Source organism: Pseudomonas sp. 05N432 (assembly GCF_056396945.1).
In genome coordinates, this window is sequence record NZ_JBFTMM010000016.1 from 218,176 (window position 1) to 232,172 (window position 13,997).

Here is a 13,997-nt window from a genome sequence, read left to right on the forward strand (position 1 = left end):
GCACAGTCCTATGGATAAGCGCGATTCAGGTGTTATTTCACGGGCGTAATGTCGTCGAGTTTGCGGTTTTTGTCGAAACAAGTTTCCGTTACCGAACAAAGGTGCACGTCATTGCGGGTCATTGCCTGGTCACTTTTTGCATACAGTTACCTAAATTCCGTGCGTCAAAATAATAAGCCTATTCACAGGCTTGCATGTGAAAAGCGCTGTAATACGGTAAATGTCGAGTGCTAATCTGCCGGTATTCGTGCTCAAGGAAGGACACTGTCAATGCCTGTTCTGGAACTCTCCACGCTGATCAGAGGGCAAACACCCGCACAGGTTCTCGATTTTTGCCTTGAAGGCAGCAACTTCCCGAAAATCTTCCCGGAACGGGTGACGCCACTAGGCAACATCGACGTGAACGACTTGCGTATCGCAGCAGGCCGCGAATTCAGTTTTTGTCATTGGATGTTCGGCTGTATTCCGGCGACGTGGACCGTGACGATCCGCGAGGTCAGCGACAGCCATTTCATCGACGAAATGCTCAAGGGGCCGATGGCGGCATTTCGTCATGAGCACCGGGTCGCGGCGGTGGAGGGCGGGACGCTGTACACCGATCGCGTGACCTATGCGGCCATTGGCGGTGCACTTTTCGAGTGGTTGATGGTCAATGCCTACATGCGGCGGATTTTCGAGGCGCGGCATCGCAATATGCTGCGTTTGCTGGGCTGAAGCAGCGTGTATGCGGCCCTGTGGGAGCTAGCCTGCTCGCGATGCGGCCATAACATTCAAGCATCTATGTCGGATGTAACACCGCCATCGTCGGAACGCCGCCCGGAGCAGGCTCGCTCCCACAGGGTGTTGTGTTGGTTGTTAGTGTTGTATCCAGGTTGTGTGACGACTCATGACAATTTGTGTTCGGCCATAGGTCGTCGGACAATTTCGTGGTTAACTTCGACCTCTTCGATATTTTCCAAACAACGTTCAGAAGGACTCCGTTCATGGCTCAAGTCACCCTCAAAGGCAATCCGGTTCAAGTCAACGGCCAACTGCCACAAGCCGGCTCCAAGGCACCAGCCTTTTCCCTGGTTGCCGGCAATCTGTCCGACGTGACCCTGGCAAGCTTCGCCGGCAAACGCAAAGTGCTGAACATCTTCCCAAGCATCGACACTCCGACCTGCGCTACCTCGGTACGCAAGTTCAACGCTCAGGCCAACGACGTGGCCAACACCGTTGTACTGTGCATCTCGGCTGACCTGCCGTTCGCCCAGGCACGTTTCTGCGGCGCTGAAGGTCTGGAAAACGTACAGAACCTGTCGACCCTGCGCGGTCGTGAGTTCATCGAAAACTACGGCGTTGCCATTGCCGACGGCCCACTCAAAGGCCTGACCGCCCGTGCAGTGGTCGTACTCGATGAAAACGACACCGTGCTGCACAGCGAGCTGGTTAAAGAAATCGCTGAAGAACCAAACTACGAAGCGGCGTTGGCCGTTTTGAAGTAACCACATTTTACAATTATTAACGGCCTGGCTCTGTCCAGGCCGTTTTCATTTGTGCTTCAGAGCCTTAGCAAAAAATCGCAAAAGCAGGCTGAAGGTAAATTGCCGGTAAAGGCGCTTTGCTTAAATGCCGTCAGTGCTTATCTTTCAGCCTTCCGTATAAAGATGCCCACACGCGCCCAATGGTTGATCATTCCATGCAATCCTCTGCTTCCCGTCATTCCCGTCGCTGGCTATTTGGCCTGCTGGTCCTGTTGGTCATTGCTGGCCTGTGCTGGAAGTTCTGGCCAGGCGGTGCGACTCATAAGGCCGCGCCAGTAGCAAAAGCCGCGGCCGGGCATGTCGGCAAGTCTGGCGGGATGCGTCCCGGTTTTGGCGGCGCCACAGGACCGGTCCCGGTTCGGGTCGCGCCTGCTGTCGTGGGGGATTTCCCGCTGTACTACAAAGCGCTGGGCACGGTCACTGCGCTGAACACCATCAATGTGCGCAGCCGTGTGGGCGGTGAACTGGTGAAGATTGCGTTTGAAGAAGGGCAGATGGTCAAGGCTGGCGACCTGCTCGCCGAGATCGACCCGCGCCCTTACCAGAACGCCTTGCTCCAGGCCGAAGGCACGCTGTTGCAGAACCAGGCTCAGTTGAAAAACGCGCAGGTGGATCTGGAACGCTATCGCGGTTTGTATGCGCAAGACAGTATCGCCAAACAGACCCTCGACACCGCCGCTGCGTTGGTGGGGCAGTACCAGGGCACGGTCAAGACCAATCAGGCGGCGGTCAACGACGCCAAACTCAATCTGGAATTCACCAAGATCCGTGCGCCGATTACCGGGCGTGTCGGTCTGCGGCAGCTGGACGTTGGCAACCTGGTGTCCGCCAATGACACCACGTCCCTGGCGGTCATTACCCAGACCCAGCCGATCAGCGTGGTCTTTACCTTGCCGGAAAACACCCTCGATACCGTGCTGACCCGCTACCACTCCGGTGCCAAACTGCCGGCTGAAGCCTGGGATCGTGGCGATACCAAAATGCAGGCCAGCGGCGTCTTGCAAAGCCTCGACAACCAGATCGACACCACCACCGGCACACTGAAGTTCAAGGCGCGCTACGACAATCGCGATCTGGCACTGTTCCCGAATCAGTTCGTCAACGTCCGACTGCTGGCCGATACCCTCAAAGGCGTGGTGCTGGCGCCTTCGGCAGCCATTCAGTTCGGCACCAACGGCACCTTTGCCTACGTACTGGACGGTGACAAGAAAGTCACCATTCGCCCGTTGAAGATCGGTGCCAGCGATGGTGACAACACGGTGATCCAGGAAGGCTTGAAAGCCGGTGATCGCGTGGTTCTGGAAGGCACTGACCGCCTCAAGGAGGGCAGTGAAGTCGAGGTGGTCAACGACAGTAGTAATGTCGCCCCCGCGACCCCGACCCCGACCGAAAGCCAGGACCCATCGACTAGCGCCACGACTGATCCGAAAGCCACCGGCAAGGCGCACAAGGGTCGCGCATGAACATCTCGCGGCTGTTTATCCTTCGCCCGGTAGCGACCACCCTGAGCATGCTGGCCATTGTTCTGGCCGGCATGATTGCCTACAAGTTGCTGCCGGTCTCGGCACTGCCTCAGGTCGATTACCCGACCATTCGGGTCATGACCCTGTACCCGGGCGCCAGTCCGGATGTCATGACCAGTGCGGTGACTGCGCCACTCGAGCGCCAGTTCGGGCAAATGCCCGGCCTGACCCAAATGGCCTCGACCAGTTCCGGCGGCGCCTCGGTACTGACCCTGCGTTTCAGCCTCGACATCAACATGGACGTCGCCGAGCAGCAGGTGCAGGCGGCGATCAACGCGGCGACCAATCTGTTGCCCAAGGACTTGCCGGCACCGCCGGTGTACAACAAGGTCAACCCGGCGGACACCCCGGTGCTGACCCTGGCGATCACCTCCAAAACCATGCTGCTGCCCAAACTCAATGATTTGGTCGACACGCGCATGGCGCAGAAAATCGCCCAGATCAGTGGCGTCGGCATGGTCAGCATTGCCGGCGGCCAGCGTCAGGCCGTGCGGATCAAGGTCAACCCGCAAGCCTTGGCGGCCAACGGCTTGAACCTGTCGGACGTGCGCACCTTGATCGGCGCGTCCAACGTCAACCAGCCCAAAGGCAACTTCGACGGCCCGACCCGGGTCTCGATGCTCGATGCCAACGATCAGTTGACCTCGCCCAAGGACTACGCCGAACTGATTCTGGCCTACAAGAACGGTGCGCCGTTGCGACTCAAGGACGTCGCGCAGATTGTCGATGGCGCCGAAAACGAACGTCTCGCGGCGTGGGCCAATGAAAACCAGGCCGTGCTGCTGAACATCCAGCGCCAGCCGGGTGCCAACGTGATCGAGGTGGTCGACCGGATCAAGGCCCTGTTGCCGAGCATCACCGACAACCTGCCGGCCGGCCTCGACGTTACCGTGCTGACCGATCGCACCCAGACCATCCGGGCGTCCGTCACCGACGTGCAGCATGAGCTGTTGATCGCCATCGCCCTGGTGGTGATGGTGACGTTCCTGTTCTTGCGCCGGGCCAGTGCCACGATCATTCCGTCGATCGCGGTGCCATTGTCGCTGATCGGCACCTTCGGCGTGATGTACCTGGCCGGTTTTTCGGTCAACAACCTGACCTTGATGGCGTTGACCATTGCCACCGGTTTTGTGGTGGACGACGCGATCGTCATGCTGGAAAACATTTCGCGCTTCATCGAGGAGGGCGACAGCCCGTTGCAGGCGGCGCTCAAGGGCGCCAAGCAGATCGGTTTCACCCTGATCTCGCTGACGTTGTCGCTGATTGCGGTATTGATTCCACTGTTGTTCATGGCCGATGTAGTGGGGCGGCTGTTCCGCGAGTTTGCGATTACCCTGGCGGTGGCGATCCTGATTTCCCTGGTGGTTTCCCTGACCCTGACGCCAATGATGTGCGCGCGGCTGCTCAAGCGTGAACCCAAGCCAGAAGAACAGGGCCGTTTCTACCGGGCCAGCGGTGCGTGGATCGACTGGCTGATCGCCGCCTACGGGCGCAAGTTGCAGTGGGTGCTCAAGCATCAGCCGCTGACCTTGCTGGTGGCCATCGCTACCCTGGGGCTGACAGTGTTCCTGTACATCGTTGTACCCAAGGGCTTTTTCCCGGTGCAGGACACCGGGGTAATCCAGGGTATTTCCGAGGCGCCGCAGTCGATTTCCTTCGCCGCCATGAGCCAGCGCCAGCAGGAGCTGGCCAAGGTCATCCTGGCCGATCCGGCGGTGCAAAGCCTGTCGTCCTATATCGGAGTCGACGGCGACAACGCGACCCTCAACAGCGGGCGCTTGCTGATCAATCTCAAGCCGCACAAAGAGCGTGATCTGAGCGCGGCCCAGGTGATCAGCCGGTTGCAGCCGCAGCTGGACAAACTGGTGGGCATTCGTCTGTTCATGCAGCCGGTGCAGGACCTGACCATCGAAGACCGGGTCAGCCGCACACAATACCAATTCAGCATGTCGTCGCCGGATGCCGAGATGCTCAGCCTGTGGAGCGGGCGACTGGTCGAGGCGCTGCGCAAGCAACCCGAGCTGACTGACGTTGCCAGCGACTTGCAGGACAAGGGCTTGCAGGTCTATCTGGTGATCGACCGTGACGCGGCTTCGCGAATCGGGGTTTCGGTGTCGAACATCACCGACGCGCTGTACGACGCTTTTGGCCAGCGCCAGATCTCGACCATTTACACCCAGGCCAGCCAATACCGTGTGGTAATGCAGGCGCAGGACGGCGAGAAGATCGGCCCGCAGGCGCTGGAACAGATTCACGTCAAGACCACTAATGGCGGTCAGGTGCGGTTGTCCAGCCTGGCTCATGTCGAAGAGCGCCAGGCGCAATTGGCGATTGCGCATATCGGCCAGTTCCCGGCAGTAATGATGTCCTTCAACCTCGCGCCCGGCGTGGCGCTGGGGCAGGCCGTCGAGCTGATCAACAAGGTGCAACAGGACATCGGCATGCCGCTTGGCGTGCAGACACAGTTCCAGGGTGCGGCCCAGGCGTTCGAGGCTTCGCTGTCGAGCACCTTGCTGCTGATTCTGGCGGCGGTGGTGACCATGTACATCGTGCTCGGCGTGCTGTACGAGAGCTACATTCACCCGATTACCATTCTCTCGACATTGCCATCGGCGGCGGTCGGCGCCTTGCTGGCGTTGATTCTCAGCGGCAACGACCTGGGCATGATCGCAATCATCGGCATCATCTTGCTGATCGGCATCGTCAAGAAGAACGCGATCATGATGATCGACTTCGCCCTCGACGCCGAGCGTAATCAGGGCATGGACCCGGCGACCGCGATCTATCAGGCGGCGCTGCTGCGTTTCCGGCCAATCCTGATGACCACCCTGGCCGCGCTGTTTGGCGCGGTGCCGTTGATGCTCGCCACCGGCTCGGGGGCCGAGCTGCGCCAGCCATTGGGTCTGGTGATGGTCGGTGGCTTGCTGGTGAGCCAGGTGCTGACGCTGTTTACCACGCCGGTGATCTATCTGTACTTCGACCGCCTCGGTCGGCGCTGGCGACGTGCGCCTGAGCGTCTGGAGCCGGTAGAGCAGCCATGAACCTGTCCGGACCTTTCATTCGCCGGCCGGTAGCGACGATGCTGCTGAGCCTGGCGATCATGTTGCTGGGCGGTGTGAGTTTCGGCTTGCTGCCGGTGTCGCCGCTGCCGCAAATGGATTTCCCGGTGATCGTGGTGTCGGCGAGCCTGCCGGGTGCTAGCCCCGAGGTCATGGCCTCCACCGTGGCGACGCCGCTGGAGCGATCCTTCGGCGCCATCGCCGGGGTCAACACCATGAGCAGCCGATCCAGCCAGGGTTCGACCCGGGTGATCCTGCAATTTGACATGGACCGCGATATCAATGGTGCGGCGCGAGAAGTGCAAGCGGCGATCAACGCCTCGCGCAACCTGCTGCCCAGTGGTATGCGCAGTATGCCGACCTACAAGAAGGTCAACCCGTCCCAGGCGCCGATCATGGTGCTGTCGCTGACCTCGGACGTGCTGGAAAAAGGTCAGCTCTACGACCTGGCCTCGACCATCCTTTCGCAAAGCCTGTCTCAGGTGCCCGGTGTCGGCGAGGTGCAGATTGGCGGCAGTTCGTTGCCGGCGGTGCGCATCGAACTCGAACCGCAACTGCTGAACCAGTACGGCGTGGCGCTGGATGATGTGCGCAACACCATCGCCAACGCCAACGTGCGCCGGCCCAAGGGCTCGATCGAAGACGATCAGCGGATGTGGCAGGTCCAGGCCAACGACCAGTTGGAGAAGGCCAAGGATTATGAACCGCTGATCATTCGCTACCAGAATGGCTCGGCATTGCGCCTGGGCGATGTGGCCAAGGTTCGCGACAGCGTCGAAGACCGCTACAACAGCGGTTTCTTCAACGACGACGCGGCAGTGCTGTTGGTGATCAACCGCCAGGCCGGCGCCAACATCATTAAAACGGTCAACGATATCAAGGCGCAGTTGCCGGCGTTGCAGGCGGTGTTGCCGGCCAGCGTCAAGCTGAACCTGGCGATGGACCGTTCACCGGTGATCAAGGCGACCTTGCACGAAGCGGAAATGACCCTGCTGATTGCCGTGGCACTGGTGATTCTGGTGGTCTACCTGTTTCTCGGTAACTTCCGCGCGTCGTTGATCCCGACGCTGGCGGTACCGGTGTCGCTGGTCGGTACGTTCGCGGTGATGTACCTCTATGGCTTTTCGCTGAACAACCTGTCGCTGATGGCGCTGATTCTGGCAACGGGGCTGGTGGTGGACGATGCCATCGTGGTGCTCGAAAACATTTCGCGGCACATCGACGAAGGGATCGCGCCGATGAAGGCGGCGTACCTGGGCGCCAAGGAAGTCGGTTTTACCTTGCTGTCGATGAACGTCTCGCTGGTGGCGGTGTTCCTGTCGATTCTGTTCATGGGCGGGATCATCGAGAGCCTGTTCCGTGAATTTTCGATAACGCTTGCAGCGTCAATCGTGGTGTCGCTGGTGGTCTCGCTGACCCTGACGCCGATGCTCTGCGCCCGCTGGCTGAAACCCCACATACCCGGCGAAGAAAACCGTTTGCAGCGCGCCAGTCGGCGCGCCAACGACTGGATGGTCAAGCACTATGCCAGCGGCCTGGATTGGGTGCTGCGTCACAAGCGGCTGACGCTGCTCAGCCTGTTTGTCACCATTGGCGTCAACATCGCCTTGTACGTGGTGGTGCCAAAGACCTTCCTGCCGCAGCAGGACACCGGTCAACTGATCGGTTTTGTCCGCGGCGACAATGGCCTGTCGTTCAATGTCATGCAGCCGAAAATGGAAACCTTCCGCCGTGCAGTGTTGAAAGACGATGCCGTGGAAAGTGTCGCCGGTTTTATCGGCGGTACCAACGGTACCAATAACGCTTTCATGCTGGTGCGCCTGAAGCCGATCAAGGAACGCAATATTTCTGCGCAGAAGGTCATCGAACGGCTGCGCAAGGAAATGCCCAAGGTCGCCGGTGCCCAGTTGATGCTGATGGCCGACCAGGACTTGCAGTTTGGCGGTGGCCGCGAACAGACCACCTCGCAATACACCTACATCCTGCAAAGCGGCGATTTGTCGGCGTTGCGCGAGTGGTACCCGAAAGTCGTCGCTGCGCTCAAGGCGCTGCCTGAACTGACGGCCATCGACGCCCGCGAAGGGCGGGGTGCTGCGCAGGTGACGCTGGTGGTCGATCGTGACCAGGCCAAACGCCTGGGGGTCGACATGTCGATGGTCACCGCCGTGCTGAACAACGCCTATAGCCAGCGCCAGATCTCGACCATTTACGACAGCCTCAACCAGTATCAGGTGGTGATGGAGGTCAATCCGAAATACGCCCAGGACCCGATCACCCTCAATCAGGTCCAGGTGATTACCGCTGCCGGTGCGCGCATTCCGCTGTCAGCGATTGCCCACTATGAAAACAGCCTGGAAAACGACCGGGTCAGCCATGAAGGGCAGTTCGCTTCCGAAAGCGTCTCTTTTGATATGGCCGAAGGCGTCACCGTTGAACAAGGCTCGGCCGCCATCGAGCGGGCGATTGCCAAGCTGGGGCTGCCGGAAGAAGTGATCGCCAAGATGGCCGGCACTGCCGACGCTTTCGCGGCGACCCAGAAGAGTCAGCCGTGGATGATTCTCGGTGCGCTGGTGGCGGTGTATCTGGTGCTGGGCGTGCTGTACGAAAGTTACGTGCACCCGCTGACCATCCTCTCGACGTTGCCTTCGGCAGGTGTCGGTGCGTTGCTGTCGATCTATGTGCTGGGTGGCGAGTTCAGCCTGATTTCGCTGCTCGGGCTGTTTTTGCTGATCGGCGTGGTGAAGAAAAACGCCATTCTGATGATCGACCTCGCGTTGCAGCTTGAACGCCATCAGGGCATGGAACCGCTGGAGTCGATTCGCAGTGCGTGTCTGTTGCGTCTGCGGCCGATTCTGATGACCACCCTGGCGGCGATTCTGGGCGCCTTGCCCTTGTTGCTCAGCACCGCCGAAGGCGCGGAAATGCGCCAACCACTGGGCCTGACCATTATCGGCGGGTTGATTTTCAGCCAGGTGCTGACGCTTTTCACCACCCCGGTGGTTTACCTCTACCTCGACCGTTTGCGCCATCGGGTCAACCGCTGGCGTGGGGTTCGTACCGATGCTTCTCTGGAAACTCCGCTATGACTGACCGTTGCCCACTCAACCTCGACGCACCGATGGCCCGGCGCCTGGTATCGGCCCGTGGTTCGCGTTTGCTGAGTCTTTCGCTCAGCGTCTTGATGCTCAGTGCCTGCGCCATCGGCCCGGATTATCAGCGCCCGACAGTGGCCGAGCCGGCACAGTACAAGCAGGCGGACGGCTGGCGTCAGGCGACGCCGAGTGATTCATTGGCGCGTGGTGCCTGGTGGGAACTGTACGGTGATCAGCAGCTCAACGGGCTGGTCGAAAAACTCAACAGTGCCAACCAGACCGTTGCCCAGTCCGAAGCCCAGTACCGTCAGGCTCAGGCGTTGGTCCGCAGTGCCCGGGGGGCGTTTTTTCCGACGGTTGATCTGAGCGCCGGGAAAACCCGTTCCAGTCAGGGCACCGGTAGCAGCAGTTCAAGCCTGAGCAGTACCAACAGTGGTATCCGCGACACCTATAACACTCAGCTTGGGGTGAGCTGGGAAGCGGACGTCTGGGGCAAATTGCGTCGTGGCCTGGAAGCCGACAAGGCCAGTGCCGAAGCGAGTTTTGCCGACCTGGCCGCCATGCGCCTGAGCCAGCAATCGGAGCTGGTGCAGAACTACCTGCAATTGCGAGTGATCGACCAGCAAAAGCGCCTGCTGCAAGCCACGGTCGAGAATTATCAGCGCTCGCTGCAAATGACTGAAAACCAATACCGTGCGGGAGTGTCCGGCAAGGACGCGGTCGCCCAGGCGCAAACCCAGCTCAAAAGCACTCAGGCCGACATGGTCGACCTGATCTGGCAGCGTGCGCAGTTCGAGAACGCGATTGCGGTGCTGATCGGCTTGCCGCCGGCTGAGTTCAATCTGGCTGAAACCCGGAACATTCCAGCATTGCCGCAGGTTCCGCTGAGCCTGCCCTCGCAACTGCTGGAGCGACGCCCGGACATCGCCTCCGCCGAGCGTTCGGTGATTGCCGCCAACGCCAACATCGGCGTGGCCAAGGCGGCTTACTACCCGGACCTGACCTTGAGCATGAGTGGCGGCTACAGCAGTAGCAGTTACTCTAACCTGATCAGCTTGCCGAACCGTTTCTGGTCGGTGGGGCCAAAACTCGCCATGACCTTGTTCGATGGCGGCCAGCGCTCGGCGGAAGTCGACCGCACGGAGGCGGCCTACGACCAGACCGTGGCCAAGTATCGGCAAACCGTGCTCGACGGGTTCCGCGAAGTCGAAAACTACCTGGTGCAGCTCAAGGTCATGGAAGACGAAGCAGCAGTGCGTCAGGAAGCGCTGGACGCGGCCCGCGAGTCGTTGCGCCTGACCCTGAACCAGTACAAGGCCGGGTTGATTGCCTACCTTGATGTGGTGGTGGTCCAGGCTACAGCGCTGAGCAACGAGCGTAGCGTGCTGAGCTTGCAGCAAAGTCGACTGATCGCCAGTGTGAATTTGATCGCTGCATTGGGCGGTGGCTGGGATGGCCAGACTCAAGTCAGCAAGAAAGACTAGGCAGGAGCGCAGCCGTCGCAAATCAGCTGAATCATTTCATCCATCAGCACGTGTTCAGCGAGTTACAGATTTGCGCCGCGCTAATGGCCTATTGGTCACTTTGTGAGTGCGTTCGTTGATGGAATCAGTACAATCGCGCACTTTGCCCCAACGAGCATGGATGCAGTCCTGCGGGGCGGTCACGAGAAGTTCTGATGCTCATCGGTAGCTATTCCCCCGCGCTGGTTCTGATCTCCCTTTGCGTGGCGATTCTTGCCTCCTATACCGCCCTGGACCTGACCGGTCGCATTGCAACCGCCAAAGGCCACGCAGTTCACTTTTGGACGGCGGGTGGCGCGTTGGCCATGGGCATCGGCGTCTGGTCGATGCACTTCATTGGCATGCTGGCGTTCAGGTTGCCGCTCATCCTCGGCTACGATATCGGCATCACCGCGTTATCGCTGGCAATCGCCATTCTGTCCTGCGGGTTCGCGCTGTGGCTGGTCAGCCAGCCGCGTTTGCCGCACTGGCATCTGGCGTTTGGCGCATTGATCATGGGCGCGGGCATCAGCGGCATGCATTACACCGGCATGGCCGCCATGCGCATGCAGCCGGGTATCGATTACGATCCGACATTGTTTGGTGCTTCGCTGGCGATCGCGGTCGGCGCTTCAGCCGCGGCATTGTGGATTGCCTTTCGTTTACGCCAGAACACCCCGTATGTGCGCCTCGTTCGTGGCGGCGCCGCGGTGATCATGGGCATCGCGATTGTCGGCATGCACTACACAGGGATGGCGGCAGCGCAATTTGCCGATGGCAGCTATTGCGGCGCGGCAGTCGACGGTTTCAGTGGCAAGGGCCTGGACAATCTGGTGCTGGTCACCACTCTGGCGGTGTTGAGCATCGCGCTGCTGACGTCGATCCTCGATGCACGCCTGGAAGCACGCACCGCCGAGTTGGCCAACTCCCTGACCCTGGCCAACCGTGAACTTACCCAACTGGCGTTACACGATCCCCTGACGGGGTTGCCGAACCGTGTGTTGCTGGCCGACCGCATCGATCAAGCCATGCATGTGGTGCAGGAGCAGGGCGGTTGTTTCGCGTTGATGTTCATTGATCTTGATGGTTTCAAACCGGTCAACGATGCTTTTGGTCACCATATAGGCGACCAGTTGCTGCGTGAAGTCGGCGTACGTTTGCGCGAGGACCTGCGCAGCCAGGACACGCTGGCGCGGATTGGCGGTGACGAGTTCGTGTTGCTGGTGCAACTCGCCGAGCCTGATGATGCCTTGCGCCTGGCGGCGCGTCAGGTGGGTTTGATCGGGCGGGCGTTCCGGGTGGCTGAACACGACTTGCAGATCTCTGCCAGCGTTGGCATTGCCGTATACCCTGGCAACGGACAGACTCCGCAAGAGCTGCTGATGAACGCCGACGCGGCGATGTATCACGCCAAGGGTGCCGGCAAGAACGGCTACAGCTTCTTCGATGCCTCGATGAATACCAACGCCCGCAAGCAACTGCAAATACTCCAGGATTTGCGTAATGCGGTCGAGCACCAGCAATTCAGCCTGCACTACCAACCCAAGTTTGACGCCAGCAATGGTCTGCCAGTCGGTGCCGAAGCCTTGCTGCGTTGGGAGCACCCGACCCAGGGCACGCTGCTGCCGGACAAGTTCATCGAACTGGCGGAGAAAACCGGGTTGATCATCCCCATCGGCGACTGGGTGCTCAACGAAGCCTGCCGGCAAATGAGCCTCTGGCACAGCCAGGGGTATACCCAGTGGCGTATTGCGGTGAATCTCTCGGCGTTGCAGTTCTGTCATGCCGGGCTGGTTCAGAGCGTCGCCAAAGCCCTGGCCACTCACCGTTTGCCCGCTAACAGCCTGACCCTGGAAATTACCGAAACCACCGCCATGAGTGATGCCGACGCGAGCATGACGGTGCTCCAGCAACTGTCGGAAATGGGTGTCGACCTGTCGATTGATGACTTCGGTACCGGTTACTCGAGCTTGATGTACCTCAAGCGCCTGCCGGCCAATGAGCTGAAGATCGACCGTGGTTTTGTCCGTGACCTTGAGCGCGACAGCGATGACGCGGCGATCGTCTCGGCCATCGTCGCCCTTGGGCAGGCGCTGGGTTTGCGCATCGTCGCCGAAGGCGTGGAAACCGATGTGCAACAGGACTTCCTGACTCAGCTAGGCTGTGATTCCTTGCAGGGCTACCTGCTCGGTCACCCGTTACCGGCCGACAGGTTCATGGTCGATATCCACCGGGCCGAGCAATTGGTGACGGGTTGAACGCAGCAGGCGACCCGTAGCAGCTGCCGAGCCTGCGAGGCTGCGTTCGGCTGCGAAGCAGTCGTAAACCCGGAGTGCAGGATTTTCCTGGAGCACCGTGGTGACTGACTTTACGACTGCTGCGCAGCCGAACGCAGCCTCGCAGGCTCGGCAGCTGCTACAGGTTGAGCGCAGGCCCAGGGGATTGAGGCCATGCAAAACCCGGCGTTGGCGGTTATTCTTGCGGCGCAAGGTTTCGGGTTTGAATGGGGGAATCAGCATGGACAAAGTCATCGTTATCACCGGCGCCAGTCGCGGTATCGGCGCTGCTACAGCGCTCCTGGCGGCTGAGCAGGGCTATCGAATCTGCATCAACTACCAGGCCGACGAGCTGGCCGCGCAACAGGTCCTCGAGCAAGTCCGTGCGCTCGGCGCCCAGGCGATTGCAGTGCGCGCTGATGTCAGCATCGAAGATGAAGTGATCAGCCTGTTCCACCGCGTCGACACCGAACTGGGCCGTGTCACTGCGCTGGTGAACAACGCCGGCACCGTCGGGCAAAAGTCGCGGGTCGATGAAATGTCCGAATTCCGCATTCTGAAAACCCTGAAAACCAACGTTCTGGCACCAATTCTCTGTGCCAAGCATGCACTGCTGCGCATGTCACCCAAACATGGCGGGCAGGGCGGCAGCATCGTCAACGTCTCCTCGGTCGCCTCACGCCTCGGCTCGCCGGGCGAATATGTCGACTACGCAGCTTCCAAGGGGGCGCTGGATACGTTCACCATCGGCCTGTCCAAGGAAGTCGCCGGCGAAGGCATCCGCGTCAACGCCGTGCGTCCCGGCTACATCTACACCGACTTCCATGCCCTGAGCGGCGATCCGGATCGGGTCAGCAAGCTTGAATCGGGCATTCCCATGGCCCGCGGAGGCCGCCCGGATGAAGTGGCCGAGGCGATTATCTGGTTGCTGTCGGACAAGGCTTCTTATGCGACCGGGACGTTTATTGACCTGGGTGGCGGGCGCTAAAACGGTAGATAGATCCGCAGGCAACTGAAATTGA

At 60.1% G+C, this 13,997-nt stretch carries 8 protein-coding genes; all 8 read left to right on the plus strand.

The window, feature by feature from the left end:
• The first annotated feature begins 270 nt into the window (after nucleotides 1-270).
• The 8 genes from AC1DHT_RS19020 (at nucleotide 271) to AC1DHT_RS19055 (ending at nucleotide 13,963) form a co-directional block, all read left to right on the plus strand.
• Nucleotides 271-714 (plus strand): SRPBCC family protein, encoded by a 444-nt coding sequence (locus AC1DHT_RS19020; protein ID WP_427536949.1) that lies wholly within the window; start codon nucleotides 271-273, stop codon nucleotides 712-714.
• 269 nt (nucleotides 715-983) lie between these two features.
• Complete coding sequence (tpx, locus tag AC1DHT_RS19025; protein WP_019690760.1) at nucleotides 984-1,484, plus strand: thiol peroxidase; 501 nt, start codon at nucleotides 984-986, stop codon at nucleotides 1,482-1,484.
• A gap of 179 nt (nucleotides 1,485-1,663) precedes the next feature.
• Nucleotides 1,664-2,986, plus strand: a complete 1,323-nt coding sequence (locus AC1DHT_RS19030; RefSeq protein ID WP_427536947.1) for an MdtA/MuxA family multidrug efflux RND transporter periplasmic adaptor subunit — start codon at nucleotides 1,664-1,666, stop codon at nucleotides 2,984-2,986.
• Nucleotides 2,983-6,087, plus strand: a complete 3,105-nt coding sequence (locus AC1DHT_RS19035; RefSeq protein WP_427536945.1) for an MdtB/MuxB family multidrug efflux RND transporter permease subunit — start codon at nucleotides 2,983-2,985, stop codon at nucleotides 6,085-6,087. The genes AC1DHT_RS19030 and AC1DHT_RS19035 overlap by 4 nt, the downstream gene beginning before the upstream one ends.
• Entirely contained in the window at nucleotides 6,084-9,191 is a 3,108-nt protein-coding gene (locus AC1DHT_RS19040; RefSeq protein WP_427536943.1) for an efflux RND transporter permease subunit, read from the plus strand. The genes AC1DHT_RS19035 and AC1DHT_RS19040 overlap by 4 nt, the downstream gene beginning before the upstream one ends.
• Nucleotides 9,188-10,681 (plus strand): efflux transporter outer membrane subunit, encoded by a 1,494-nt coding sequence (locus tag AC1DHT_RS19045; RefSeq protein ID WP_427536941.1) that lies wholly within the window; start codon nucleotides 9,188-9,190, stop codon nucleotides 10,679-10,681. Before AC1DHT_RS19040 ends, AC1DHT_RS19045 begins: the two co-directional genes overlap by 4 nt.
• A gap of 194 nt (nucleotides 10,682-10,875) precedes the next feature.
• Nucleotides 10,876-12,957: a putative bifunctional diguanylate cyclase/phosphodiesterase gene (locus AC1DHT_RS19050; RefSeq protein ID WP_427536939.1), complete on the plus strand. Its 2,082-nt coding sequence runs from the start codon at nucleotides 10,876-10,878 to the stop codon at nucleotides 12,955-12,957.
• Nucleotides 12,958-13,216: 259 nt separating this feature from the next.
• The gene (locus AC1DHT_RS19055; RefSeq protein ID WP_427536937.1) at nucleotides 13,217-13,963 is read left to right on the plus strand and encodes an SDR family oxidoreductase; all 747 of its coding nucleotides are present in this window, start codon (nucleotides 13,217-13,219) and stop codon (nucleotides 13,961-13,963) included.
• Nucleotides 13,964-13,997: the final 34 nt, after the last annotated feature.